Below are 24,485 nucleotides of genomic sequence, written 5' to 3' on the forward strand. Positions count from 1 at the left end.
CGCGGGTTCGCTGGCGGCCGGCACCCGTGACCTGACGAGTAAACGATGGCTGATTTACCGATCAACGACCTAAACGTCGCCTCCAACGAGACGCTGATCACCCCCGATCAGCTCAAGCGTGACATCCCCCTGAGCGACGCCGCCCTGCGCACCGTCACCAAGGGCCGTGAAGTCATTCGCAACATTCTTGATGGCACCGACCACCGCCTGTTCGTGGTCATCGGGCCTTGCTCGATCCACGACATCAAGGCCGCACACGAATACGCCGAGCGCCTGAAAGTACTCGCCGCGGAAGTCTCCGATACCCTGTATCTGGTGATGCGCGTGTATTTCGAGAAGCCACGTACCACCGTCGGCTGGAAAGGCTTGATCAACGACCCCTACCTGGACGACTCGTTCAAGATCCAGGACGGTCTGCACATCGGTCGTCAGTTGTTGCTGGACCTGGCCGAAATGGGCCTGCCGACCGCCACTGAAGCCCTGGACCCGATCTCCCCGCAGTATCTGCAGGACCTGATCAGCTGGTCGGCCATTGGCGCGCGTACCACCGAATCCCAGACCCACCGTGAAATGGCTTCCGGCCTGTCCTCGGCAGTCGGCTTCAAGAACGGCACCGACGGCGGCCTGACCGTTGCGATCAACGCCCTGCAATCGGTTTCCAGCCCGCACCGGTTCCTGGGCATCAACCAGGAAGGTGGCGTGTCGATCGTGACCACCAAGGGCAACGCCTACGGCCACGTCGTGTTGCGCGGTGGCAACGGCAAGCCGAACTACGATTCGGTCAGCGTCGCCCTGTGCGAACAAGCGCTGAACAAAGCGAAGATCAAGCCGAACATCATGGTCGATTGCAGCCACGCCAACTCCAACAAGGATCCGGCCCTGCAACCGCTGGTGATGGAGAACGTCGCCAACCAGATCCTCGAAGGCAACCAGTCGATCATCGGCCTGATGGTCGAAAGCCATTTGAACTGGGGCTGCCAGGCCATTCCGAAAGACCTTGCCGACCTGCAATACGGCGTGTCGATCACCGATGCCTGCATCGACTGGACCGCTACCGAGAATACCTTGCGCAGCATGCATGCCAAGCTCAAGGATGTGCTGCCTAAACGCGATCGCACCTGATCTGCGCTCGATACGCAGACAAAAAAAAGCCGGGCACTGCCCGGCGTTTTTTTATGTGTTCGTTTAGCTGAAGATCACTGGCTCAGCTTGGCCGCATGCCGCTGGTGACGCTCCATGTAGCGCTCGACGTAGGAGCACGATGGAATGACCGTGTAGCCCATTTCCTCGGCGTATTCCAGCGCCTTCTCGGTCAGTGCCGCAGCAATGCCACGACCGCGCAATGCGTTAGGCACGAACGTGCGATAGATATCCAGGGTCTGTTTCCCCAGATCCATATAAGTCAGGTAGGCACGATGACCGTCCACATTGGTCTCGAACTGATGACCAGCCTGGTCATGGTGGATGGACAACGCCTCGCTCATCACTACTCCTCGCGGGTCTAGAATTCCGACCCCTACCTTACCGATGTTTTTCCGGCGAAGGAACAACTACGCCACCCCGTGCCTGAATGGACACCGAGAAGAGCTACACCGATCTCGCGCAACCGAGCACGTACAAATAGTAGGCACCATTGGCAGAAATGCTCAAGGTACGCTCGTCATCATGCTCGTTGGCGGGGGTGCTGCTCCGGGTCACGCAGGAACGGTTCGCCCAAGGGTCCCCCCGGGGGCGTCAGCCTGAACATTGCCGGATGTTGAGACTTGAGACGAACGCCCGATGTTAAAGTCACCAGAACATAGAGAAAGATATGAGAGGCGTCGCGCAAAACCCGAACAAAAGTGTAGACGAATCCATCTAGACAGACTTTAGCCAAGACCGCAAAAAGAGCGCCAGGCACGGGGAACTTTTCTTCGCCGGCTCGCTCATCTCGGGCCTCCCAGCTGGGTATTTTTTAAACAGTGCAGTTAAAAGTTGCTCGAAAAAGAATCAACGCCTACAATTTTTTTTGCTTCTTGCTTTACGTCAGTTTACTTACGACAAGTAATGGGTAGTATGTACGCCGGCTATTTCCTCAATCGGAGGAGACAGCCACTTAATAGAAAGTCCTTGAAGGGGAACACGATGAACAACGTTCTGAAATTCTCTGCTCTGGCTCTGGCCGCAGTTCTGGCTACCGGTTGCAGCAGCGCATCGAAAGAAACCGAAGCACGTCTGACTGCTACTGAAGACGCAGCAGCTCGCGCCCAAGCTCGTGCAGACGAAGCTTACCGTAAAGCTGATGAAGCTCTGGCTGCTGCTCAAAAAGCACAACAGACTGCTGACGAAGCTAACGAGCGTGCTCTGCGCATGCTGGAAAAAGCTAGCCGCAAGTAATAGTCCTTCGGGATTGTTATCAAGCCGACCCATTTTTGGGTCGGCTTTTTTTTGCCTGCCGTTTCGTGCAGGCATGAAAAAACCCGCCGACACTTCAAGCATCGGCGGGTTCTTTTCAAGGATTACTGCAGCGGGTCGAGTGGCGCGCTGGTCACCATCGGGGCAGCATTGCTGGGCACGCCGATCTCCACCGGCAGGCCGTCTTCAGCCGCGACGACGTCACGTACCACGTCCCAGTTCATGCGCAGGTTGTTGGTGATGTCCTCACGCTTGAGCATCGCGTTGATGACTGCCGTGTGCTTGTCGACCACCGACGGGTTGCCCTTGTCGTCCAGCGGCGTGTGCGCTTCCAGGTAAACCTTGCCGCCACTCACGCCGAACTTGTACGAATCGTTGATGATGCGTACCGACGTGCCTACCGGCACCATACCGGCCATCTCCAGCACGTTATTGTTGAACATGCGGAAGCAACCGTGGCTGGTGCGCATGCCGATGCCGAATTTCTTGTTCGAACCGTGGATCAGGTAGCCAGGGGTGCCCAGCGTGAATTTGAACGGCCCCAGCGGGTTATCCGGGCCTGCCGGCACTACGTTGGGCAGTGGATCACCGTCGGCAGCGTGTTCGGCCTTGATCGACGCTGGAGGGGTCCAGGTCGGGTTCGGCGTCTTGGCGATGATGCTGGTGTGGGCAATGGGCGAGCCCCAGCCTTCACGACCGATACCCAATGGGAAGGTGTACACCACGTTCCGGCCCTTCGGGTAGTAGTAGAGGCGGTACTCGGCCAGGTTGATGACAATACCTTCACGTGGGCCTGGCGGCAGGATGAAGCGGGTTGGCAACACGATTTCGGTGCCTGCGCCCGGCAACCATGGATCGACGCCCGGGTTGGCCGCGACCATTTCCGAGTAGCCCAAGTCGTAGGCTGTGCCAAGGTCGGCGAAGGTATCTTCGTACTTGGCCTTGATCACTTGCACCTGGCCGATGATGTCTTCACCAGGCGGTGGCAGGGGTAACTCCAATGCTGCTACGGGGCCTGCCACACAAAGTGCGGCAAGGGACAGGCAGCGGGTGACGGCAGGAAAGCGCGGCAACATCCGGAAAATCCTTCGCATGATCGACAGAGGTATAAGAACGGGATTGTACACCGCCGTCCGTAATTTCGGGGAGCTGCACCGATAGAGCGCGTCATGCGGGCAAAAGTTCGCAGTTTGCACCTACAGCTCGAACCGCAGCTCCGGCCAGATCGGCGAGGTACCGCGCTTTTGCGACTCGAGAATGGCTCGGCACAATGAACACAGGCGCTGGTCCTGGAACACCCGGCGATCGACGCTCGACCAGCGTGGTTGCGCCGGCAACAGACTGCCGCACAGGGTCCGGTCCGCCGAACCGCCAAGCTCCAGCTGACGAGTCACCAGATGCACCCGCACTTCCTGGCAGGCGAACAGGTCCAGCTGTTCATCAGGCTCGATCAGTTGGTAGGCAAATAGTGACCAGGCGGGACGCGGCATCGGGGGCTCCAAATCGGGGGCGCCACCTTAGCCGAAAGCCCGCGCCTAGAAAAGTGTCATAACAGCGGTTTTAGCGTAGGCCAGACATTTTCCAGCAACTTGTCCTGAGCCCCGGCAGCCGGGTGAATGCCGTCGGCCTGCATCAAGTCGGGATGACCGCCCACGCCATCAAGGAAAAACGGAACCAGAGGGATTTTTTTCTCTTGGGCAACATTGCTGTAGGCCTCGGCGAAGGCCTTGGTGTAACGCGCACCATAATTGGGAGGCAACTGCATGCCGAGCAACAACACCTTGGCACCGCTGGCGCGAGAGCTGTCGATCATCGAAGCAAGATTTTGTTGCAATTGCGTGGGCAGCAACCCGCGCAGCCCATCATTACCCCCCAGCTCGAGGATGACCAGCTCCGGCTTATGCTCTGCAAGCAGCGCCGGCAGCCGCGCCTGGCCTCCGGCACTGGTGTCGCCGCTGATGGACGCATTGACCACTTTATCGTCAAAACCTTCTCGCTTAAGCCGTTGCTCAAGCAAAGACACCCACCCTTGCCGGGTATCCAGTCCGAAACCGGCGCTGATACTATCGCCAACGATCAGGACAGTACCCGCCGCTGCGTTCTGGGCCATGCACATCAAGGCCAGGCCAGCACTCAAAAACCACACACGCATCGGATTCTCCATGGGCGCAAGCATTCTCACCGCGAAGAACCTTAGCAAAGTGGTTCCCAGCGCGGAAGGTGAACTGACCATCCTGCACCAACTCAGCCTGGAACTGAACAAGGGCGATAGCCTGGCCATCGTCGGCGCGTCCGGTTCCGGCAAATCCACCCTGCTGGGGCTGCTCGCCGGCCTCGACCTGCCGAGCAGCGGCGAAGTCACCCTCGCCGGGCAAGGTTTGAGCAATCTCGACGAAGACCAGCGCGCGCGCATCCGCGCAGAACATGTGGGTTTTGTATTTCAGTCTTTCCAGTTGCTCGACAGCCTCAACGCCTTGGAAAACGTTATGCTGCCGCTGGAACTCGATGGCCGCAAAGACGCCCGAGTCCGAGCCACCGAACTGTTGCAACGGGTCGGCCTGGGCAAGCGCCTGACCCACTCGCCACGCCAGCTCTCCGGCGGTGAACAGCAGCGCGTAGCGATTGCCCGGGCGTTTGCCGCCGAGCCCGACGTGCTGTTCGCCGATGAACCTACCGGTAACCTAGACAGCCACACCGGCGAGCGTATCAGCGATCTGTTGTTCGAGCTCAACAAGGAGCGCGGCACGACCCTGGTGCTGGTGACTCACGACGAACGCCTGGCACATCGCTGCCGGCGCCTGATCCGCCTTGAAGCCGGCCTGCTGGTCGCCCCTCTGGAGGCTTGATGGCCCATCTGCCGCTGCTGCGCCTCTTCAGTCTCGCCATCCGCCAGTTGCTGCGCGACGCCCGTGCCGGGGAGTTGCGCGTGTTGTTCTTCGCACTGGTGGTGGCCGTGGCGGCGAGCACTGCCATCGGTTACTTCGGCGCCCGCCTGAACGGCGCCATGATGCTGCGTGCCACTGAATTCCTCGGTGCGGACCTGCTGCTCGAAGGCAGCTCGCCGGCGCGCCCCGAACAGATAAAAAGCGGCACCGAGCTGGGTCTGGAACACGCGCAGGTGGTGGAGTTCTCCAGCGTCATCGCCACTGACAGTGGCATCCAGCTGTCCAGCATCAAGGCTGCCGATGATGTCTACCCGCTACGCGGCGAACTGAAAAGCGCCCCTGCCCCTTTCGCCCCGCAAGAGTCCGGCGGCGGTCCGAAACCCGGTGAGGCCTGGGTCGAAGCGCGGCTGTTGACCGCACTGAACCTGAAGATCGGCGACAGCATCGATGTCGGTATGAAAAACCTGACGCTGGCGCGAGTACTGACCTACGAACCCGACCGTGCCGGCAACTTCTACAGCCTGACGCCACGGGTATTGATCAACCTCCACGACCTCGCCGCCACCGGCGTGGTGCAACCCGGCAGCCGGGTCAGTTACCGCGAGCTCTGGCGTGGTAAACCCGAAGCACTGGAAACCTACCGCCAACTGATCAAACCCGGCCTCGCGGCCAATCAGCGCATCCAGGATGCCCGGGATGGCAACCGGCAGATTGGTGGGGCCCTGGGCAAGGCTGAACGCTATCTGAATATGGCCAGTCTGGTGGCGGTGTTGCTGGCCGGCGTGGCAGTGGCGCTGTCGGCGACGCGTTTCGCCATGCGCCGATTCGACGCCAGCGCACTGTTGCGCTGCCTGGGATTGTCGCGCCGGGAAACCATGGTGCTGTTCGGTTTGCAACTGACTGTGCTAGGCCTGCTTGCCAGCATCAGCGGCGCTGTCATCGGCTGGCTGGCACAACTGGGGCTGTTTGCCTTGCTGCATGACTTGCTGCCGACCGATGTACCGCCGGGCGGGTTGCTCCCAGCCATCGCCGGGATCGGCACCGGGCTGGTGGCATTGGCAGGGTTTGCCTTGCCGCCGCTGGCAGCGCTGGGTCGGGTGCCACCGTTGCGTGTGTTGCGTCGCGACCTGCTACCGATTCCGTCCAGCACCTGGATGGTTTACGGCGCAGCGCTGGGCGCCCTCGGTTTGATCATGTGGCGCTTGAGCCTGGACCTGGTGCTGACCTTCGCCCTGCTCGGCGGCGGCGTGATTGCAGCGCTGGTGCTGGGGGGCTTGCTGTTGCTGCTGTTGAAAAGCCTGCGGCGCATGCTCGCCCAGGCCTCGTTGCCGTGGCGCCTCGGCCTTGGCCAATTGCTCCGTCACCCACTGGCAGCCGCCGGGCAAGCCCTGGCGTTCGGCCTGATCCTGCTGTCGATGGCGTTGATTGCCTTGCTACGGGGCGAGTTGCTGGATACCTGGCAAAACCAGTTGCCGAAAAACGCTCCCAACTATTTCGCCCTGAACATCCTGCCCGCGGACAAGCAGGCGTTCACTGATCGCCTGATCTCGGTATCGGCGCAATCGGCACCGTTGTACCCGGTCGTGCCGGGACGGCTGATCAGCATCAATGGTGAACCGGTGCAGCAAATCGTCAGCAAGGATTCGGCCGGCGATCGGGCGATCCAGCGCGACCTGAGCCTGACCTGGGCAGCAGACCTGCCAGCGGGTAACAAGATCACAGCAGGCGACTGGTGGCCAGCGCAACCACCGGATGAAATTCCCGGCGTGTCGGTGGAAGGCAAGGTCGCCGAAAGCCTGAAGCTCAAGCTCGGTGATCACATGGTCTTTACCGTCGGCGGGGTCAATCGCGAGGCGAAGGTCACCAGCCTGCGGGAGATCAACTGGGACAACTTCCAGCCGAACTTCTTCATGATCTTCCAGCCCGGCACCTTGAAGGACCTGCCGGCGACCTACCTGACCAGTTTCTATCTGGCGGCGGGTCATGATCAGCAGATCGTCGACCTGTCCCGCAGTTTTCCGGCGGTCACCATTTTGCAAGTCGAAGCGCTGCTGGCGCAGCTGCGCAGCATCCTTGCCCAGGTCACCCTGGCGGTGGAATACGTGCTGTTGTTTGTGTTGGCAGCGGGAATGGCCGTGTTGTTTTCCGGCTTGCAGGCGACACTGGATGAGCGCATCCGTCAGGGGGCGCTGTTGCGTGCGCTGGGCTCGGAGCGGCAATTGCTGGTCAAGGCGCGGCGGATCGAGTTCGGCCTGCTCGGCGCCGTCAGTGGCTTGCTGGCCGCGCTGGGGTCGGAAGTCGTGAGCCTGGTGCTGTACCGCTATGCGTTCGATCTGCCTTGGAGTCCGCATCCATGGCTGCTGGTAATGCCACTGATCGGTGCAGTGCTGATCGGAGGCGCCGGTGTGTTCGGCACCCGTCGCGCCTTGAATGCCAGCCCCCTGACAGTCCTGCGCGAGGGTTGATAAACTCAGCCGCTCACTCTCAAAGAAATCACCATGAGCCGTTATCGCCCTCCCCGCACCGCCGGCACCGCGCTGATCACCCCCGAAGGTGAAGCGCGGATGCGCGCCGAGTTTCATGAGCTCTGGCACGTCCGGCGACCGCAAGTGACGCAATCTGTCAGCGAAGCCGCGGCACAGGGCGATCGCTCGGAAAACGCCGAATACACCTATGGCAAAAAGATGCTGCGCGAGATCGACAGCCGCGTGCGTTTTCTCACTAAACGCCTGGAAGCGCTCAAGGTCGTCAGCGAGAAGCCCAGCGACCCGAACAAAGTCTATTTCGGCGCCTGGGTCACCATCGAAGACGAAGATGGCAAAGAATCACGTTATCGCATCGTCGGGCCTGACGAGCTGGATTTGAAACAGGGCCTGATCAGCATCGACTCGCCGCTGGCCCGTGCCCTGATCGGCAAGGCGCTGGACGCCGAAGTTCGGGTCCAGACACCGACCGGTGAGCAGTGCGTGTACATCGTAGCGATCGAGTATTTATAAGCCGCAGCGCGCTGAGCCTCAGCGACGGGTAATCAGCCCTTGTCGGGCAACGCGGGTCAGTTGCTTGATGACTTCGTGGGCATCTTCAGCGCTGGGGGACTGAATCACCGCCAGATCAAAGCTGTCGCTGGCAAACCGAGCCAGCGACTCACCGTCTTCGACAAACTGGATCAGGAACGCTGCCGGCCCGCCGGTGCGACGCGGCCAGCCATCGAGGTAGCGCAAGAGCGTCGGCTGATGTTTACCGCCAAGCAGGATTTTTGGATTGCGCTGGGTGAGATGTGCCGTGATCGGCGCGGGACGTACAACCGGGCTTAATGCATTCATCGTGTCGTGTCTCTGCCTCAAAAGTCTGCATGGCAGGTGAGAGGCAACACCGAACCAGCGCTTTAGCGGTATTTCGAAGCCTGTTTCAAGCTTCTATCGGCAACTGAGTCAGTCACCTGGCGCCCCGCAAGTAGCTGTTTAAATCGGCGCATGAGCAGCATCCTAGAGAAGCTGACCGGACAGTGTCAAGAATGACGCACAACAAAAAAGGCTCCGCAATCGGACCGCGTGAAAGCGCAATCTGCCCCGGATCCTGAATATGGCAAATAAGAGAAATGCCCGTATCTCGCGATACGGGCATTTACTTTAACCGACCAGCAGGTTGATCGAGCCAGGCTCTTTCAATCGATCGCTGAGGATCAGTGACGCTTGTGACCTTTGGCCAGGTTGCTGCCCACGCCACCGCCCAATGCGCCACCCAGGCCTGCACCGATGGTGGAACCGGTCTTGCCGCCAAGGCTGTTGCCGATCACCGAACCGCCAGCGGCGCCCACGCCACCGCCGATCGCAGCGCTGGTGCGGTGGCCTTTCTTGGCGGCAACAGCACTGCCGGCCGCGCCTGCTACGCCCGCACCAATCGCTGCCCCGGTGCTGCCGCCCATGCTTTGGCCGACGACATTACCCAGCGCACCACCCAAACCGCCACCGATGGCGGCAGTGCCGTCGCCAGCCATTGCACCTTGAGCGACCAGAAGACCCAGAACCAAAGCAGGCAGTGTGAAACGCATGACAAAAACCTCAAAAATAGGGATGAAAATCAAAGGGGTCGAGATTGAAAGCTTTAGAGGAGACAAAGTCCAGACATGCGCGCACTCAACCTCGGAGTTAGCGACGGTTGGACAGCAATTTTGGAAAAGGTTTTATGACAGGCAAAAAAAAGCCCGCTGGGGAACGGGCAGGGTGTTGCTTTCTAACGGATGAGTTGAGCCTACGTAGGACCTTGTGAAAACTTTGTGAAAAAGCAGCCGGGTTAAATATTCGTTCACAGAATCTTCAGATGCTAAAGCCGGGGCACAAAAAACCCCGTTCAATGACGGGGTTCGCTTGCGGGTTGATTACTTCCTGACAGGAGCCGTCACCTTGGGGAGAAATTTCCCTTTCAGCACTCGGCACGCCCTGGTCTTGATCTTGTCGACCTCGGTCTGGTCTTCGCCGAAGCTGGCGACGTATGCAGTCTGTCCACACTTGACGTTATTGTTGATCGGATATTCCGCCCCGTCGTCTTCGATGTACGGATCAGTCATCTCTTCACCCCTCTTCAAAAGCGGAGTCGACACCGACAAGCCCTATTGCCGAAAAAATATCGACCACCAAGGATTTTGAGACTAGCCGGTCATTTATGGACTTGTAGTTCAGATTACCCGATGCCCGACGAATGGCCCCGCTCCGATCACCTCAGCTTGACGGCCGTTCCGGTCGCAAACACCACCACCATTCCACCCTTGCCGGCTGGCATGCTGATCTCGAAATCGAGCCCTACCACCGCATCTGCCTGAAGTGCCCGCGCCCGTTCCTTGATCTCGTCAGTGGCCTGGATGCGCGCCTCCCTCAACGCCTGCTCCAGCGTCTGAGAACGCCCACCGAAAAAATCCCGCATCCCGGCAAACATATCGCGGATAACATTAATGCCCTGTACCGACTCGGCGCTGACAATGTCCAGGTAGGCGGTGATTTGTCGACCTTCGATAGCGTGGGTCGTGGTGGTGATCATGGGAGGTCCTTGTTGTTCAGAAAGTGAGGCAGCGTGCCACATGACGGCAAAGTTCGGCATATCAACGTTTTAAGAAATCAGCCCCATAAAAACACAAAACCCCTGGCTTCTTTCGAAACCAGGGGTTTTGTTTACATCGAATTTGGCGGTGAAGGAGAGATTCGAACTCTCGATACAGTTTCCTGTATACACACTTTCCAGGCGTGCTCCTTAAGCCACTCGGACACTTCACCGTATCTCTTCAAACATGTTCTGTCTGTCGAGGCGCGCTAATGTAGTCGAAAGCTTTTCTGATGGCAAACATTTTTTTAGAATTTTCATGCGCTTAACGCGATTAGCCGTTTGAAGCCGGTTAACGCAATGGCAAACCGGCCAATCTCCGGCTTGGCGTACGCATCTATAAAGAGGGCAATGCACCGTTGACGGGGCGGACTACGCTTGGCGGGCGGGAAAAGGGTGACTGGCGGGTCAGTCATAGCGCTTTACCTGGCCTGTGGCGGTGGGTAACTTCAGCCCAACTTTATTGAAAGGAATGGCGTCATGAGTGAGTTGATTTCTTACCATCTCGAAGACGGTATCGCGACCCTGACCCTGAACAATGGCAAGGTCAATGCCATTTCTCCGGACGTGATTGCGGCCTTCAACGCTGCGCTGGATCAGGCGGTGACTGATCGTGCGGTGGTGATCATTACCGGTCAGCCGGGCATTCTCTCGGGCGGTTATGATTTGAAGGTGATGACGTCCGGCCCTAAAGAAGCCGTGGCGCTGGTCACTTCGGGCTCGACCCTGGCCCGCCGCCTGCTGTCGCACCCGTTCCCGGTAATTGTCGCCTGCCCTGGCCATGCCGTGGCCAAGGGCGCGTTTCTACTGCTGTCAGCCGACTATCGCATTGGTGTCGACGGTCCGTTCAGCATTGGCCTGAACGAAGTACAGATCGGCATGACCATGCACCATGCCGGTATCGAGCTGGCCCGTGATCGCCTGCGCAAATCGGCGTTCCACCGCTCGGTGATCAACGGTGAGATGTTTAATCCGCAAACAGCAGTGGATGCCGGTTTCCTTGACGTGGTGGTGTCTGCCGAAGAGCTGCAAAGTGCAGCACTGGCGGCGGCTCGTCAGTTGAAGAAGATCAACATGACCGCACACAAGAACACCAAGCTGAAAGTACGCAAGGAACTGCTGGAAACCCTGGACAACGCAATCATCCAGGATCAGGAGCATTTGGGTTAAGACCCAACCTGCAGCAACGAAAAGCCCGACCGTCGTGTCGGGCTTTTTTCGTACGTGCCGTGCTAAATAGCCTACGACCGCTCTAGAACGCGTCTGACCCATCAGTCGGAAACATGTACTTAAACATCGGCTATCTCCCGCTTCTTTAGTGGCAATTGCCGAAAACAGTGCACATCCGTACACTGCGCCACCTTTTGTCCCGGTGGGGCCTGAAAATGCTGTTTGTTTTACGTATGTCATTGATGGGCTTGCACTTTATTGTTGCAGGTGTGCTGGGCGTGATTCTCGGCCTGTGCCGCCCGTTCAATCCGGACAACAGTCGTCTATGTGCCCGCCTCTACGCATGGCCGGCGATGTGCATTCTTCGTTTGCGGGTGAAGGCCGACGTCGGACCGCTGATGGATAAGCCTGACAGCTGCGTGATCATCGCCAACCACCAGTCCAACTACGATCTGTTTGTATTCGGCAACGTAGTGCCCCGTCGTACCGTGTGCATCGGTAAAAAGAGTCTTAAGTGGGTACCGTTGTTCGGCCAGTTGTTCTGGCTGGCCGGTAACGTGCTGATCGACCGCGGCAATGCGCAGAAAGCACGTCAATCGATGCTGACCACCACCCACACCCTGCAAAATGAAGACACCTCGATCTGGGTCTTCCCGGAAGGCACGCGCAACCTGGGCGAAGAGTTGTTGCCATTCAAGAAAGGCGCCTTTCAGATGGCCATCGCGGCCGGGGTGCCGATCGTGCCGGTGTGCGTCAGCAGTTACGTCAAGCACATGCGATTGAACCGCTGGCGCAGTGGGAAAATTCTGATTCGCTCGCTGCCGGCCATTCCTACCGCCGGGTTAAGCCTGGACGACATGCCCATGCTGATTGCCCAGTGCCGCGAACAGATGCGCGAATGCATCGACTCGATGGACCGGCAACTGCAAGCCGCTTGAATGAAACCCGCCTGGTGCGGGTTTTCTTTTGTCTGCGCGCTGATACCCGCGAACCCGGCAGATTTCACTGACGCTCCAGTAGCAGACAAGGATAAGCTGAACATCGCCTGCCATTATTGCTAATAGGCACCTGTTAATAAGAAGTGAATCACCATCATGGGTAGAGTTGTTGCTGCTGCGGTTTACAGCGCTGGCAAGAAAGTCACCAATATCACCCTCGACGAAGGCGCTGCCTGGGCCGCCAAGCCTGGTCACTTTGTCTGGATCGGCCTTGAAGAGCCGAGCGCCGAGGAACTGTACAACCTGCAACGCCAGTTCAACCTGCACGAACTGGCCATCGAAGACGCCCTGGAAAAGCACAGCCGACCGAAACTCGAGACCTTCGGCGATGCGCTATTTATCGTCACGTATTCCCCGATTCGCGAAGAGGGCAAACTCAAGTTCATCGAGACCCATATCTTTGCCGGTAACGGTTACATCATTACCGCACGCAACGGCCACTCGGCGTCTTACGCCTATGTCAGGCAGCGCTGTGAGGCGCGTCCGCTATTGCTTGAGCACGGGGAAGATTTCGTACTCTATGCCATCCTCGATTTTGTGATCGAAAACTACCAGCCGATGGGCGAAGCGATCCATGCTGAAATCGACGAACTGGAACGCAATGTCATGTGCGGCTCGCTGAATGAGCGTGACATACAGAAACTTCACAGCCTGCGCCGTGATGTATTGCGCTTGCGCCGATTTGCAGCGCCGATGGTGGAGATCGGCGAAGAACTGCAAAAGCTGAACTTTCCGTTCATCGACAAGAACATGCGCCCGTATTTCCGCGATGTGCAGATTCATGTCACCCGGCAAATGGAAGATCTGACGACCCTGGCCGATATCGCCAGCCAGACCATCGAGGTCGGCGTGTTGCTGGAGGCGTCACGCCAAAGCGTGGTGCAGCGCAAATTCGCAGCATGGGCAGCGATCCTGGCGTTCCCGACGGCGGTAGCGGGGATTTACGGGATGAATTTCCAGAACATGCCCGAGCTGACCTGGCATTACGGATATTTCGGCGTGCTGGGGTTCATTACGGTGGGATGTGTGAGTTTGTGGGCGAGCTTCAAAAAGTCGGGGTGGTTGTAGGCCTGCGTGCTTTCAGTGAAAACCAGTCGCCGCATTCGCGGAGCAGGCTCGCTGCCACATTCGATCGAGCACCAAATGTGGGAGCGAGCCTGCTCGCGAAGCTTTTGGCTTTAAACGGCTTCAGGCTTGTGCGCCACGAACCGCATCATCCACTCGGCAACCGTGCTGCCGTGATGTTCATTTTCCAGGCTCGCGACACCTTTCGTATACACCTGCTCGCCCAGCGCTTGCTGACGAATCTCCAGCAAGGCCCGGGAGTAGTCATGAATGAACTCTGGATGCCCCTGGAAGCACAACACCTGATCATTGATGTGGTACGCGGCATAGGGGCAGAAATCGCTGGAGGCGATCACCGTGGCGTTTTCCGGCAGTGACGTCACCTGGTCCTGATGGCTGATCAGCAGGGTCAACTCTTCGCGCACCGGATTCATCCACGGCGCCTTGGCGGCGAGTTTGTAATTGTGGGTGCCGACGCCCCAACCCTGGGTCGCCCGCTCGCTCTTGCCGCCCAGCAACAGCGCCAGCAACTGATGGCCGAAACACACGCCCAGCAGTTTGTCGCCACGCTCGTAGCGGGTCAGCAGGTAGTCCTTGAGGGTCTGGATCCAGGGGTCGGTGCCGAAGGAATCGGCCTTGCTGCCGGTGACGAGATAGGCGTCAAAGGTCAGGTCGTCGCTGGGATACTCGCCCTGCATCACGTTGTACACAGTGAATTCGGCGGCAATGGGCTGCTGCGAAAACAGGTGTTTGAACATCTGCCCGTAACCCTGATATTGGTCGACCAGTTCCGGACGCAGGATGTCGGTTTCGAGAATGCAGATGCGTAACGACATAAAAAATACCTGACACGTGATGGGAATAATGCACACCCCAGAGCCTGCCTTGAAACACCGTAACAAGGCAAGCCCCGTGATGTGTCACCGATCCCTAAAATGCCTCCCCTTTCAGGCTGTGTGAAAACGCAATCTGCGCCGGCTAAAAGCAAATGCCCCGACTTGTCGGGGCATTTTGCTTTTCTGAAATCTGAAATCTGAAATCTGAAATCTGAAATCTGAATAATGAAAGGGCCTCTTAGCCCATCAGTTCCATCAGTTTTTGCGCTCCCAGCACCTGGATAGCTCTTTTCAAGTTGTAGGCCTGTACCGCAAGAGCCATTTCTGCGCGAGTACCCTGTAACTGGCGCAGCAAAAACCGGCCATTGCCGAAGATCCATTGCTTCAGGTTGCCGAAGGGATGCTCGACGATGGATCGGCGATTGACCATCATTTCGGGATGGGCCTTCATCCGCAGCTCCATTCGCTCAAATGCCGCTTCGTGGGCATGGCGCGTCAGATACCGGCGTTCGGCCTTGGTGCAGCGGCTTTTGAGCGGACAACTTCGGCAGTCGCTGATAGCCGCCTGATAGATCCGGTCGCCCTTGCTCAGTTGTTTGAGTGTCAGTTGGTTGCCGGCGGGGCACTGATATTGATCGTTGTCCGTGTCATAAATGAATTCGGTTCGATCAAAGTATTGTTCGTCGCCACCGGTGGTGTTGATGGACCGATTCGGGGGCACAAACGCCGTGATGCCGGCATCTTCACAGCTCTGAAACTGGGCGCCATTGGAGTAGCCCGCATCCGCTGTGACGCAGAGTTCGGATTGGTGCAGCTCCTCTTTGGCCGCTTTGGCCATCGGATCGAGCTGGCGATTGTCGGTGCCTTCCTGAGTGACTTCGTGGTGCAGAATCAGACAATGTTTGGCATCTACAGCACTTTGAATGTTGTAAGCCACGAGCGGGCCGGACGCCGTTCGCATCTTCTGGGCCTCGGGCTCGCCCACGACGTGTTGAACCAGACCTTGAGCCTCCATCAGCACCTGACAGGTCTGGTTATTGGCCTTTTTTACCTGCAACTCTTGAAGCGCGGCTTGCACCGCTGAACGATCAATCGATTCCCCATCCTCGCCACGATCTGCTTCATCAAGTTGTGCCAGATAACGCGCAATTCGCTTATCGAGCACCGCTTCTCGCTGCTTGAGCTTTTTCGGTGTCAGGTGTTTGCGACTTGAGGCAACCGCCTGAAACTTGCTGCCATCGATGGCCACCAACTCGCCGGCAATCAGACCGGCATTTCGGCAAAACCGAACAAAGGCGCGGCAGGTTGCGGTGAACGCAGCGCTGTTATCGCGCCGAAAATCAGCGATGGTTTTGAAATCAGGGGCCAGCCGGCCAAGCAGCCACATGACTTCAACGTTGCGCTGACACTCTGCCTCGAGCCGCCGCGACGAGCGGATGCGCTGAAAATAGCCGTAGAGGTAGAGTTTGAGCAGGTCGGCGGGATCATACGAAGGGCGTCCCGTGGCCTTGGGCCTGGCTTTGTCGAAGCCCAGCAGCTCAAAGTCCAGAAGCGAAACATAGGCTTCGATCACCCGAACCAGATGGTCATCGGGAATGAGTTCGTCTAGCGAGAGTGGAAACAGAGCGCTCTGGGAGCGGTTTTCACCTTGGATATAGCGCATAAGAAAAATGCCCGTATCTTGCGATACGGGCATTTTCTTCAACCGGCCAGCAGATTGCTAGGTTTTCACACAGCCTGCCTTTGGCGGCTTTTTCCAGCAACAGTGCCGGTGGTGCAAAGCGCTCGCCGTATTGACCCGCCAGGTACTGGGCACGGGCCACGAAGTCTTTGACCCCGTACTGATTGATGAACTGCAGCGCACCGCCGGTCCAGGCCGCGAAACCGATGCCGAAAATCGAGCCAACGTTGGCGTCCGCCGTCGAGGTCAGCACGCCCTCTTCCACGCAGCGTACGGTTTCAATGGCTTGCACGAACAGCAGGCGATCGCGCACGTCCTTGGGCGAAATTTGCCCGTCGGCCTTTTCAAAGCGGTTTTTCAGCTCCGGCCACAGGTGCTTCTGGCCCCCCGCCGGGTACTCGTAGAAACCACCGCCCGCGGCCTTGCCCGGACGCTTGTATTCATTGAGCAGCACGTCGATCACGGCAAAGGCCGGATGCTCGGTCAGCGGTTTGCCTTCCGCCTGCAGGTCTTTGGCGGTTTGCTGGCGGATATGGCTCATGAGGCTGAGGGAGACTTCATCAGAAATCGCCAACGGTCCGATGGGCATGCCGGCTTTGCGCGCCTCGGTCTCGATCATCGGCGCACTCACGCCTTCGCCCAGCATCGCAATGCCTTCGTTGGTAAACGTGCCAAACACCCGTGAAGTAAAGAAACCACGACTGTCGTTGACCACGATCGGCGTTTTCTTGATTTGCAGAACGAAATCAAATCCGCGAGCCAGGGTTTCGTCGCTGGTGTTGACGCCCTTGATGATTTCCACCAGCGGCATTTTGTCCACAGGGCTGAAGAAATGCAGGCCGATAAACTTGCTCTGGTCCGGTACCGCCGTGGCCAGGCCGCTGATCGGCAGGGTCGAGGTGTTGGAGGCGATTACTGCGTCGGCACCGACGATTTTTTGCGCAGCCAGGGACACTCTGGCCTTCAGATCACGGTCTTCGAACACGGCTTCGATGATCAGATCGCAACCGGTCAGGTCGGCATCGCTTTGAGTGGCATGAATGCGTGCCAGAACGGCTTCGCGTTGCTCGACGCTCATCTGCCCGCGCGCTACCTTCTTGTCCAGCAACGCCGCCGAGTGCGCCTTGCCCTTCTCGGCGGCGGCAAGATTGATGTCCTTGAGCACCACCTCGATGCCTGCCGACGCGCTGACAAACGCAATGCCCGCGCCCATCATCCCGGCACCCAGCACGCCGACTTTCCTGGTGACGCAGGGAGCAAAACCCTGCGGCCGCGAGCCGCCGGCATTGATTTCGTTGAGCTGGAACCAGAACGTGCCGATCAGGTTCTTCGAGACCTGACCGGTGGTCACCTCGGTGAAGTAGCGGGTTTCGATCAGGTGCGCCGTGTCGAAATCCACTTGCGCACCTTCCACGGCGGCGCAAAGAATTTTTTCCGGCGCCGGCATGCAGCCCTGGGTTTTGCTGCGCAGGATCGACGGTGCAATGGCCAGCATCTGTGCGACTTTCGGGTTTGACGGCGTACCACCGGGGATCTGGTAACCCTTCACATCCCAACGCTGCACCGTCTTCGGGTTGGCGATGATCCAGGCTCGCGCCTTGGCCAGCAACTCGGCGTGATCCGCCGCCAGTTCATCGATCAAACCCGCCTGCAACGCTTGCTGCGGCCGCACTTTTTTACCTTCGAGCAAATACGGCAGGGCTTTTTCCAGGCCGAGCATGCGCACCATGCGCACCACCCCGCCGCCGCCCGGCAACAGACCGAGGGTCACTTCCGGCAAGCCCAATTGCACCGACGGGTTGTCCAGCGCCACGCGGTGATGGCAGGCCAGGCAGATTTCCCAGCCGCCGCCCAGCGCCGCGCCGTTGATCGCCGCGACCACCGGTTTACCGAGAGTTTCCAGGGTACGCAGTTGCCCTTTGAGTTTCAGCACCATGTCGTAGAAGGCTTTGGCTTCGGGTTTTCCTACCTTGATCAGCTCATTGAGGTCACCGCCGGCGAAGAAGGTTTTTTTCGCCGAGGTGATGATGACGCCGGCAATGGCGTCCTTGTCTGCCACCAGGCGGGCGACACAGTCAGCCATGGCTTCGCGGTACACCGCGTTCATGGTGTTGGCGCTCTGGCCCGGCATATCGATGGTCAGGACGACAATCTGGTCCTGGCCTTTTTCGTAACGAATGGCTTGGGTCATGGAAGGTTTCCTTGAATTCGGGGCTCAGAGGCGTTCGATGATGGTGGCAATACCCATGCCGCCGCCGACACACAGGGTCGCCAGGCCATAACGCAGGCGCCGGGCTTCCAGCTCATCGAGCAAGGTGCCGAGAATCGCGCATCCGGTGGCGCCCAGCGGGTGGCCCATGGCAATGGAGCCGCCGTTGACGTTGACCTTGTCCGGGTCGACGGCCATGTCCTTGATGAACTTCAACACCACCGAGGCAAACGCTTCGTTGACCTCGAACAGGTCGATGTCTTCAACCCGCAGCCCGGCCTTGGCCAGCGCCTTGCGTGTGGCCGGTGCGGGGCCTGTGAGCATGATGGTCGGATCGGTACTGGTCACCGCCGTGGCGATGATCCGCGCCCGTGGCTGCAAGCCCAGCGCCCGGCCCTTGGCTTCGGAGCCGATCAGCATCAGCGCAGCGCCGTCGACGATTCCGGAACTGTTGCCGGGAGTGTGGACATGGTTGATTCGCTCGACCTGGCTGTAGACGCGCAGAGCGGTGGCGTCGAACCCCATCTGCCCGATCATTTCGAAACTCGGTTTGAGTTTGCCCAGGCCTTCCATGGTCGATTCGGCACGGATGAATTCATCGTGATCGAGCAGGATGATGCCGTTCTGATCCCAGACCGGCACCAGCGACTTGCTGAATGAGCCATCGGCCCGCGCCCGCGCAGCTTTCTGTTGCGAATGCAGCGCGTAAGCATCGACGTCCTGGCGACTGAATCCTTCGAGCGTGGCGATCAGGTCGGCTCCCACACCTTGCGGGGTGAAGTGGCTGTGCAGATTGGTTTCCGGATCCAATGCCCACGCCCCGCCATCGCTGCCCATGGGGACGCGCGACATGGACTCGACGCCGCCGACCACCACCAGGTCTTCGAAACCGGAGCGGACTTTCATCGCCCCCAGGTTCACCGCTTCCAGCCCTGAAGCGCAGAATCGATTGATCTGCACCCCGGCCACGCTGACGTCCCAGTCCGCCACTTGGGTTGCGGTTTTTGCGATGTCGGAGCCTTGATCGCCGATGGGCGTCACGCAACCGAGTACTACGTCATCGACCTGACTGGTGTCGAGTGCGGTCCGCTGCTGCAGCGCCCTGAGCAAGCCTGCTGCCAGGTTCACCGGTTTGACGCTGTGCAAGGCGCCATCGGCCTTGCCTTTGCCGCGGGGCGTGCGTAACGCGTCGAAAATCAAAGCTTGGGTCATGACGTCCTCGAACCGCAGTGCAATTAGTGAAAAACACAGCTCACACTCTTGGCCCGGCGACCAATGGATTCAATGACCGCAGCGCTCACAGGCATTGACGGTCACGCTCAGACGGACGGTCATCAATGACTTGATGAACCGGTTAAAGACCCGCAGGTGTCTAGCAAAAGGCCGCCCAAGAAGCTGGCAAAAGGCCTCATGCCTTTTTAATAGCATTGAGTGAGAACTCCATACTAAATGGATCTAAAACAAGCGTGACGCGGCCTCTAAGGTGAAGTTATACGAAGTTGTCGTCGGGTTTTGCCGAGGCGCTCGTCCTACAGGAAGTGCAACGTTTGCCGTCATGGATATATGCAGGCAGGCATCAGGAAATAACAAAAAAAAGGCGGTCAGCCATGTTCAAACAATCGAAAGTTCGCCAAGCAGGTCTCATTCTCTTTGCCACGACATTACTGTTGATTTTGCCCAACCTGACCAAGGTGATCGGCTAGTCGTTATTCCAGAAATATGGCACCAGCGTTTTATATCGCCACGCTCAAAATGTGACTGGCTCGCTACCCGGGCCAGCGTTGTTGTGCCAACCTTTGTGGCACTTCCACGACATGGACGGCGATCATTTTGAAAACGTTTATTCTGCTTGGGGCGTTGCTGCTCGGCACGCCTTTGCACGCCGCACAGCTGAATCTGGAGCTGGGCGAGCACAGTCGCACCTGGCAGACCGAGGAGTTGCTCAAGCACCCTCAAGTCCTGACCATCAACATCCCCAATGATGTTTCCTACAAACGGGACATGAGCTACCGCGCTGTACCGTTGGCGCTGTTGTTGACGGACGTTAAACCTGACGACCATTTGCAAGCTGTTGCGTCCGATGGATTTGCCGCGGAATTGTCGGCCGGACCGCTACTCAACACCCAGGGCGCGCGAGCCTGGCTGGCCATCGAAGACCCGGCGAAACCCTGGCCGCCGCTGTCAGAAGGCAAGCACAGCGCCGGGCCGTTTTACCTGGTCTGGACCGACCCGCGGGCAGGGAATATCAGCCCGGAACAATGGCCGTTCGAACTGGCCAGCATCAAGCGCCTTGCGCCGGTGGCCGAGCGCTTCCCTACCCTGCTGCCTGATCCCGCGTTGAAAGCAGACGACCCGATCAACAAGGGCTTTGCGCTGTTTCAGAAAAACTGCCTGGCGTGCCATCGATTGAACGGTGCCGGAGATTCGCAGTTCGGGCCGGACCTGAATATTCCGTACAACCCGACCGAGTACTTTGGTGCGGACTTCCTCAAGCGCTACATCCGTGATCCGCAGAGTTTGCGCCAATGGCCCCAAGCGAAAATGCCGGGCTTTTCAGCCGAGGTGTTGCCGGATGAAGACCTGGGGATGCTGGTGGGGTATTTGAAGCATATGGTGGAGCGCAAGGTTAAGCCCTGAACTTGTATTACCGGGACTGGCCTCATCTCCACTGAAAATATTCTTGTGGGAGCGAGCCTGCTCGCGAAGGCGGTGTGTCAGTCACGATTGGGCTGACTGAACGGCCGCTTTCGCGAGCAGGCTCGCTCCCACAAGGGATCATGGTGTCAGCATTTACTGTTGTTGCACCGAGATCACCGGCGCAGGCGTGGGCGACACGAACACTTTGGCATGCATCTGCTCACACCCGCCGCCGCGACGCATGCCGCGCACCGGGCAGGCGTCCAGATAGTCCAGGCCCACCGCCAGCTTCAGGTGACGCTCGGGGCGGGCCAGTTCGTTGGTCACGTCGAAGCTGTACCAGGCGTCATCCAGCCAGGCTTCGGCCCAGGCGTGACTGGCCAGGTGCTCACAATCCTCGCTGTACAGATAACCCGACACGTACCGCGCCGGAATACCCAGGCTGCGGGCACAGGCGAGAAAGGCATGGGTATGGTCCTGGCACACACCCGAACGCCCGGCGAAGGCCTTGGCGGCGCTGGTATCCACTTCGGTGGCGCCCGGCGTATAGGTCATGTGCTGGTTCAGGCCGTGCATAAGGTCAATCAGCGCGGTGCGATCGCGGCGTTGCTTGCATTCCTTCTCGGCAAATGCGCGCAGTGCCGCGTCAGCTTCAGTCAGACGGGTGAAACGCAGGAACGGCAACGCCGACTGGCTCTCGTGCTCGGCTTCGCGCTGTTCGTCGATGTCGACCTGGCCACGGGCACCGATGATGATTGCCGCGTGAGGCTCGTCCATGGTCAGCACATGCAGGATGTTGCCGAACGGGTCGAGTTGCGCGCGCACCGGGCGCGGAAGGTCGAGCTGCCAGCTGAGCACGTGCTGGCGCTCGCTGTCGTGGGGAGTCAGTCGCAAATACTGGATGCTCGCCCGCACCTGATCTTCATAGTGATAGGTGGTCTCGTGGCTAATGGAAAGTCTCATGCAGCCTCCAGGTAGGAACTGTGAATCGCGTTGCCCAACTGGCGCACCAGCGGGATGAACTCGGTCAACCAGGCGTGCAGGCCTTCGTCGAGGATTTCGGTGATGCCGGTGTAGCGCAGGCGCGCGTCCATCTCCGCGGCCAGGCGTTGCGCCGGTCGGCCATTGGCTCCCGGCAACTGAGCAAGGATCTGGTCGATTTCTTCGGTGCAGGCGCGCAACGAGCGCGGCACGTCGGCCCGCAACAACAGCAACTCGGCGACATGCCGGGCGCCGGGAGCGTCACGGTAGATTTCGGTATAGGCTTCGAACGACGACAGTGCCCGCAGCAAGGCACTCCACTGGTAATACGCGTGGGCTGTGCCGTCGCTGACCGCTTCGGCCTGATCGCCGGCCATTTCGTAACGGGCATCGAGCAGGCGCAACGTGTTGTCGGCGCGTTCGATGAACGTCCCCAGGCGAATAAAGCGGAACGCATCGTTGCGCATGATGGTGCCGTAGGACGCGCCCCGGAACAGGTGGGAACGTTCCTTGATCCACTCGCAGAAACGACTCATGCCGTAGCGACTCAGGCCCTGTTCGGCAATTCCGCGAATTTCCAGCCAGGTCGCGTTGATGTTTTCCCACATGTCGGCGGTGATTCGCCCACGTACCGCGTGGGCACTGGCACGCGCCGCACCCAGGCAGCTGTAGATGCTCGCCGGATTCGCCGCGTCCAGGGCGAAGAAATGCAGCAGCCGTTCGGCATGCAGCTCGCCGTGGCGTTCGAGGTAATCGTCCAGGGTGCCGGTAATCAACAGCGGCATGGCCAGTTCGTGCAGACCGTTGCCACGTCCATCCTGTGGCATCAGTGACAGCGAATAACTGATGTCGAGCATCCGTGCGAGGTTTTCCGCCCGCTCCAGGTAACGCGACATCCAATACAAATCCGAGGCAGTTCTACTTAACATGACAGGCTTCCTTCAATCCTCGACCACCCAGGTGTCCTTGGTTCCGCCGCCCTGGGAGGAATTCACCACCAGGGAGCCTTCGCGCAGGGCAACACGGGTCAAGCCGCCGGGCACGACCCGGGTTTCGCGGCCAGACAACACAAACGGACGCAAGTCGATATGGCGCGGCGCGATGCCGTTTTCGACAAAGGTCGGACAGGTCGACAGCGACAGTGTCGGTTGCGCGATGTAGGCATGGGGCTTGGCGATGATCCTTGCGCGGAAGGCTTCGATTTCCGCCGCTGTCGCCGCTGGCCCCACCAGCATCCCGTAACCGCCGGAGCCCTGGGTTTCCTTGACCACCAGTTCCGGCAGATTGGCCAGCACATGGGACAGCTCGGACGGATTACGACATTGCCAGGTCGGCACGTTCTTCAGGATCGGCTCTTCGTCCAGATAAAACCGGATCATGTCCGTGACAAACGGGTACACCGATTTGTCATCCGCCACCCCCGTGCCGATGGCATTGGCCAGCACCACATTGCCGGACCGATAGGATGACAGCAGCCCCGGCACGCCGAGCATCGACTCCGGATTGAAGGCCAGTGGGTCAAGGAACGCATCGTCGAGGCGGCGATAAATCACATCAACGGCTTTCGGTCCATCGGTGGTGCGCATGAAGACCTTGTCGTCACGCACGAACAGGTCCGCGCCTTCCACCAGCTCCACGCCCATCTCTCGCGCCAGAAACGCATGTTCGAAGAACGCACTGTTAAAGCGCCCCGGCGTCAGTACTACAACGCTCGGGTTGTCGATCGGGCTGGAGCTTTTCAGCGTATCGAGCAGCAGGTTCGGATAGTGATCGATGGGTGCGATGCGTTGCGCCGCGAACAACTCGGGGAAAAGACGCATCATCATCTTGCGGTCTTCGAGCATGTAGCTGACACCGCTGGGCGTGCGCAGATTGTCTTCGAGCACGTAGTACGTGCCGTCGCCGTCGCGCACCAGATCGACACCGGAGATGTGCGAATAGATATCGCGGTGCAGATCCAGCCCCTGCATCGCCAACTGGTACTGTTCGTTGGCCAGCACTTGCTCGGCCGGAATGATGCCGGCCTTGATGATCCGCTGCTCGTGGTAGAGGTCGGCGAGGAACATGTTCAACGCCTTGACCCGCTGAATGCAGCCCCGCTCGACCACCCGCCATTCACTGGCCGGGATGCTGCGTGGAATGGTGTCGAAGGGAATCAGGCGCTCTGTCCCCTGCTCATCACCGTAGAGCGTGAACGTAATCCCGGCGCGATGAAATAACAGATCGGCCTCGCGTCGCCGTTGTGCCAAAAGCTCGTCAGGCGTTTCGGCCAGCCAACGGGCAAACTCCCGATAATGCGGGCGGACCTGGCCGCCGGCATCGTACATCTCATCAAAATAGGTGCGGATCATGCCGTACTCCTTGTCACCCGGACGTACGGACCTCTGCAAGGCCCGCGCCATCGGCATAAACGCTTTGATATCAATCAGTTGGATATTCGATACACAGACACCGCACCAATCCTGTGCGCCAGCTGTTCCATCCTGATCGCCCCCGCTTCATTGCAAGGCAATGTTGTTGCCTATCACCAGCATA

Annotated in this window: 23 protein-coding genes, 1 tRNA gene and 1 pseudogene; 9 read left to right on the plus strand and 16 right to left on the minus strand. The window is 59.0% G+C overall.

Annotation, left to right across the window (positions count from 1 at the left end):
• Positions 1-45 precede the first annotated feature (45 nt).
• The gene (locus AC07ZE_RS20975) at positions 46-1,122 is read left to right on the plus strand and encodes a 3-deoxy-7-phosphoheptulonate synthase (protein ID WP_095196788.1); all 1,077 of its coding nucleotides are present in this window, start codon (positions 46-48) and stop codon (positions 1,120-1,122) included.
• A gap of 74 nt (positions 1,123-1,196) precedes the next feature.
• Here AC07ZE_RS20975 and AC07ZE_RS20980 read toward each other — a convergent pair whose 3' ends face one another.
• Positions 1,197-1,484: a GNAT family N-acetyltransferase gene (locus tag AC07ZE_RS20980; RefSeq protein ID WP_008057026.1), complete on the minus strand. Its 288-nt coding sequence runs from the start codon at positions 1,482-1,484 to the stop codon at positions 1,197-1,199.
• A 640-nt stretch (positions 1,485-2,124) separates the two neighbouring features.
• Here AC07ZE_RS20980 and oprI point away from each other — a divergent pair.
• Positions 2,125-2,376, plus strand: a complete 252-nt coding sequence (oprI, locus tag AC07ZE_RS20985; RefSeq protein ID WP_011335311.1) for an outer membrane lipoprotei OprI — start codon at positions 2,125-2,127, stop codon at positions 2,374-2,376.
• Between the two features lie 122 nt (positions 2,377-2,498).
• Here oprI and AC07ZE_RS20990 read toward each other — a convergent pair whose 3' ends face one another.
• From AC07ZE_RS20990 to AC07ZE_RS21000, 3 genes are all read right to left on the minus strand, one after another.
• The gene (locus AC07ZE_RS20990; RefSeq protein ID WP_137806760.1) at positions 2,499-3,470 is read right to left on the minus strand and encodes a L,D-transpeptidase family protein; all 972 of its coding nucleotides are present in this window, start codon (positions 3,468-3,470) and stop codon (positions 2,499-2,501) included.
• Positions 3,471-3,590: 120 nt separating this feature from the next.
• Positions 3,591-3,884, minus strand: coding sequence for a hypothetical protein (locus tag AC07ZE_RS20995; protein ID WP_003226812.1), 294 nt, complete (start codon positions 3,882-3,884; stop codon positions 3,591-3,593).
• A 56-nt stretch (positions 3,885-3,940) separates the two neighbouring features.
• The gene (locus tag AC07ZE_RS21000; protein ID WP_137806759.1) at positions 3,941-4,546 is read right to left on the minus strand and encodes an arylesterase; all 606 of its coding nucleotides are present in this window, start codon (positions 4,544-4,546) and stop codon (positions 3,941-3,943) included.
• Positions 4,547-4,556: 10 nt separating this feature from the next.
• Here AC07ZE_RS21000 and AC07ZE_RS21005 point away from each other — a divergent pair, with 10 nt between their 5' ends.
• Genes AC07ZE_RS21005 through greB form a run of 3 tightly spaced genes read left to right on the plus strand, consistent with a single transcriptional unit; the run spans position 4,557 to position 8,275 of the window.
• A complete protein-coding gene (locus AC07ZE_RS21005; RefSeq protein ID WP_207266492.1) occupies positions 4,557-5,240 on the plus strand; it encodes an ABC transporter ATP-binding protein in 684 nt (227 codons plus the stop codon).
• Positions 5,240-7,744, plus strand: coding sequence for an ABC transporter permease (locus AC07ZE_RS21010; RefSeq protein ID WP_207266493.1), 2,505 nt, complete (start codon positions 5,240-5,242; stop codon positions 7,742-7,744). The genes AC07ZE_RS21005 and AC07ZE_RS21010 overlap by 1 nt, the downstream gene beginning before the upstream one ends.
• Positions 7,745-7,777: 33 nt before the next feature.
• Positions 7,778-8,275: a transcription elongation factor GreB gene (gene greB / locus AC07ZE_RS21015; protein ID WP_095196793.1), complete on the plus strand. Its 498-nt coding sequence runs from the start codon at positions 7,778-7,780 to the stop codon at positions 8,273-8,275.
• An 18-nt stretch (positions 8,276-8,293) separates the two neighbouring features.
• On the opposite strand, the gene AC07ZE_RS21020 is transcribed toward greB, so the two are convergent.
• The 5 genes from AC07ZE_RS21020 to AC07ZE_RS21040 all read right to left on the minus strand — a co-directional run bounded on the left by AC07ZE_RS21020 (position 8,294) and on the right by AC07ZE_RS21040 (position 10,546).
• Positions 8,294-8,602: a class I SAM-dependent methyltransferase gene (locus AC07ZE_RS21020; RefSeq protein WP_207266494.1), complete on the minus strand. Its 309-nt coding sequence runs from the start codon at positions 8,600-8,602 to the stop codon at positions 8,294-8,296.
• Between the two features lie 359 nt (positions 8,603-8,961).
• A complete protein-coding gene (locus AC07ZE_RS21025; RefSeq protein ID WP_034150136.1) occupies positions 8,962-9,330 on the minus strand; it encodes a hypothetical protein in 369 nt (122 codons plus the stop codon).
• A gap of 327 nt (positions 9,331-9,657) precedes the next feature.
• Positions 9,658-9,846 (minus strand): hypothetical protein, encoded by a 189-nt coding sequence (locus AC07ZE_RS21030; protein ID WP_207266495.1) that lies wholly within the window; start codon positions 9,844-9,846, stop codon positions 9,658-9,660.
• Positions 9,847-9,992: 146 nt separating this feature from the next.
• Complete coding sequence (locus AC07ZE_RS21035; protein ID WP_207266496.1) at positions 9,993-10,313, minus strand: YbjQ family protein; 321 nt, start codon at positions 10,311-10,313, stop codon at positions 9,993-9,995.
• 143 nt (positions 10,314-10,456) lie between these two features.
• Positions 10,457-10,546, minus strand: a tRNA-Ser gene (locus tag AC07ZE_RS21040).
• A 307-nt stretch (positions 10,547-10,853) separates the two neighbouring features.
• On the opposite strand from AC07ZE_RS21040, the gene AC07ZE_RS21045 reads away from it, so the two are divergent.
• From AC07ZE_RS21045 to AC07ZE_RS21055, 3 genes are all read left to right on the plus strand, one after another.
• Positions 10,854-11,543 carry a crotonase/enoyl-CoA hydratase family protein gene (locus AC07ZE_RS21045; protein WP_207266497.1) on the plus strand — a complete coding sequence of 230 codons (690 nt, stop codon included), beginning with the start codon at positions 10,854-10,856 and terminating at the stop codon, positions 11,541-11,543.
• A gap of 215 nt (positions 11,544-11,758) precedes the next feature.
• Complete coding sequence (locus AC07ZE_RS21050) at positions 11,759-12,481, plus strand: lysophospholipid acyltransferase family protein (RefSeq protein ID WP_207266498.1); 723 nt, start codon at positions 11,759-11,761, stop codon at positions 12,479-12,481.
• Between the two features lie 156 nt (positions 12,482-12,637).
• Positions 12,638-13,609, plus strand: coding sequence for a magnesium and cobalt transport protein CorA (locus AC07ZE_RS21055; RefSeq protein WP_207266499.1), 972 nt, complete (start codon positions 12,638-12,640; stop codon positions 13,607-13,609).
• A 110-nt stretch (positions 13,610-13,719) separates the two neighbouring features.
• Here the strand turns inward: AC07ZE_RS21055 and AC07ZE_RS21060 are convergent, their stop codons facing one another.
• The 4 genes and pseudogenes from AC07ZE_RS21060 to AC07ZE_RS21075 all read right to left on the minus strand — a co-directional run bounded on the left by AC07ZE_RS21060 (position 13,720) and on the right by AC07ZE_RS21075 (position 19,544).
• Positions 13,720-14,442 carry an amidotransferase gene (locus AC07ZE_RS21060; protein ID WP_207266500.1) on the minus strand — a complete coding sequence of 241 codons (723 nt, stop codon included), beginning with the start codon at positions 14,440-14,442 and terminating at the stop codon, positions 13,720-13,722.
• 238 nt (positions 14,443-14,680) lie between these two features.
• On the minus strand, positions 14,681-16,105 hold the full coding sequence (locus tag AC07ZE_RS21065) for an IS1182 family transposase (protein WP_044271542.1): 1,425 nt from the start codon (positions 16,103-16,105) through the stop codon (positions 14,681-14,683).
• 70 nt (positions 16,106-16,175) lie between these two features.
• Positions 16,176-18,314, minus strand: a pseudogene (locus AC07ZE_RS21070) (3-hydroxyacyl-CoA dehydrogenase NAD-binding domain-containing protein); the annotation flags it as partial.
• A 24-nt stretch (positions 18,315-18,338) separates the two neighbouring features.
• Complete coding sequence (locus AC07ZE_RS21075; RefSeq protein WP_207266501.1) at positions 18,339-19,544, minus strand: acetyl-CoA C-acetyltransferase; 1,206 nt, start codon at positions 19,542-19,544, stop codon at positions 18,339-18,341.
• 618 nt (positions 19,545-20,162) lie between these two features.
• On the opposite strand from AC07ZE_RS21075, the gene AC07ZE_RS21080 reads away from it, so the two are divergent.
• Positions 20,163-20,969: a c-type cytochrome gene (locus AC07ZE_RS21080; RefSeq protein WP_207266502.1), complete on the plus strand. Its 807-nt coding sequence runs from the start codon at positions 20,163-20,165 to the stop codon at positions 20,967-20,969.
• Positions 20,970-21,122: 153 nt separating this feature from the next.
• Here AC07ZE_RS21080 and AC07ZE_RS21085 read toward each other — a convergent pair whose 3' ends face one another.
• The 3 genes from AC07ZE_RS21085 to AC07ZE_RS21095 are packed head-to-tail and all read right to left on the minus strand — an operon-like array spanning position 21,123 to position 24,301.
• Positions 21,123-21,932: a transglutaminase family protein gene (locus AC07ZE_RS21085; RefSeq protein ID WP_207266503.1), complete on the minus strand. Its 810-nt coding sequence runs from the start codon at positions 21,930-21,932 to the stop codon at positions 21,123-21,125.
• Complete coding sequence (locus AC07ZE_RS21090) at positions 21,929-22,879, minus strand: alpha-E domain-containing protein (RefSeq protein ID WP_077044641.1); 951 nt, start codon at positions 22,877-22,879, stop codon at positions 21,929-21,931. Before AC07ZE_RS21090 ends, AC07ZE_RS21085 begins: the two co-directional genes overlap by 4 nt.
• A 12-nt stretch (positions 22,880-22,891) precedes the next feature.
• A complete protein-coding gene (locus AC07ZE_RS21095) occupies positions 22,892-24,301 on the minus strand; it encodes a circularly permuted type 2 ATP-grasp protein (protein WP_007971899.1) in 1,410 nt (469 codons plus the stop codon).
• Between the last annotated feature and the right edge of the window lie 184 nt (positions 24,302-24,485).

This window comes from Pseudomonas sp. GW101-3H06 (genome assembly GCF_059424605.1).

Bases quoted from the DNA above. Each gene is read 5' to 3' on its own strand.
- AC07ZE_RS20975 (WP_095196788.1), top strand. From the start codon at position 46: ATGGCTGATTTACCGATCAACGACCTAAACGTCGCCTCCAACGAGACG.
- AC07ZE_RS20980 (WP_008057026.1), bottom strand. From the start codon at position 1,484: ATGAGCGAGGCGTTGTCCATCCACCATGACCAGGCTGGTCATCAGTTC.
- oprI (WP_011335311.1), top strand. From the start codon at position 2,125: ATGAACAACGTTCTGAAATTCTCTGCTCTGGCTCTGGCCGCAGTTCTG.
- AC07ZE_RS20990 (WP_137806760.1), bottom strand. From the start codon at position 3,470: ATGTTGCCGCGCTTTCCTGCCGTCACCCGCTGCCTGTCCCTTGCCGCA.
- AC07ZE_RS20995 (WP_003226812.1), bottom strand. From the start codon at position 3,884: ATGCCGCGTCCCGCCTGGTCACTATTTGCCTACCAACTGATCGAGCCT.
- AC07ZE_RS21000 (WP_137806759.1), bottom strand. From the start codon at position 4,546: ATGCGTGTGTGGTTTTTGAGTGCTGGCCTGGCCTTGATGTGCATGGCC.
- AC07ZE_RS21005 (WP_207266492.1), top strand. From the start codon at position 4,557: ATGGGCGCAAGCATTCTCACCGCGAAGAACCTTAGCAAAGTGGTTCCC.
- AC07ZE_RS21010 (WP_207266493.1), top strand. From the start codon at position 5,240: ATGGCCCATCTGCCGCTGCTGCGCCTCTTCAGTCTCGCCATCCGCCAG.
- greB (WP_095196793.1), top strand. From the start codon at position 7,778: ATGAGCCGTTATCGCCCTCCCCGCACCGCCGGCACCGCGCTGATCACC.
- AC07ZE_RS21020 (WP_207266494.1), bottom strand. From the start codon at position 8,602: ATGAATGCATTAAGCCCGGTTGTACGTCCCGCGCCGATCACGGCACAT.
- AC07ZE_RS21025 (WP_034150136.1), bottom strand. From the start codon at position 9,330: ATGCGTTTCACACTGCCTGCTTTGGTTCTGGGTCTTCTGGTCGCTCAA.
- AC07ZE_RS21030 (WP_207266495.1), bottom strand. From the start codon at position 9,846: ATGACTGATCCGTACATCGAAGACGACGGGGCGGAATATCCGATCAAC.
- AC07ZE_RS21035 (WP_207266496.1), bottom strand. From the start codon at position 10,313: ATGATCACCACCACGACCCACGCTATCGAAGGTCGACAAATCACCGCC.
- AC07ZE_RS21045 (WP_207266497.1), top strand. From the start codon at position 10,854: ATGAGTGAGTTGATTTCTTACCATCTCGAAGACGGTATCGCGACCCTG.
- AC07ZE_RS21050 (WP_207266498.1), top strand. From the start codon at position 11,759: ATGCTGTTTGTTTTACGTATGTCATTGATGGGCTTGCACTTTATTGTT.
- AC07ZE_RS21055 (WP_207266499.1), top strand. From the start codon at position 12,638: ATGGGTAGAGTTGTTGCTGCTGCGGTTTACAGCGCTGGCAAGAAAGTC.
- AC07ZE_RS21060 (WP_207266500.1), bottom strand. From the start codon at position 14,442: ATGTCGTTACGCATCTGCATTCTCGAAACCGACATCCTGCGTCCGGAA.
- AC07ZE_RS21065 (WP_044271542.1), bottom strand. From the start codon at position 16,105: ATGCGCTATATCCAAGGTGAAAACCGCTCCCAGAGCGCTCTGTTTCCA.
- AC07ZE_RS21075 (WP_207266501.1), bottom strand. From the start codon at position 19,544: ATGACCCAAGCTTTGATTTTCGACGCGTTACGCACGCCCCGCGGCAAA.
- AC07ZE_RS21085 (WP_207266503.1), bottom strand. From the start codon at position 21,932: ATGAGACTTTCCATTAGCCACGAGACCACCTATCACTATGAAGATCAG.
- AC07ZE_RS21090 (WP_077044641.1), bottom strand. From the start codon at position 22,879: ATGTTAAGTAGAACTGCCTCGGATTTGTATTGGATGTCGCGTTACCTG.
- AC07ZE_RS21095 (WP_007971899.1), bottom strand. From the start codon at position 24,301: ATGATCCGCACCTATTTTGATGAGATGTACGATGCCGGCGGCCAGGTC.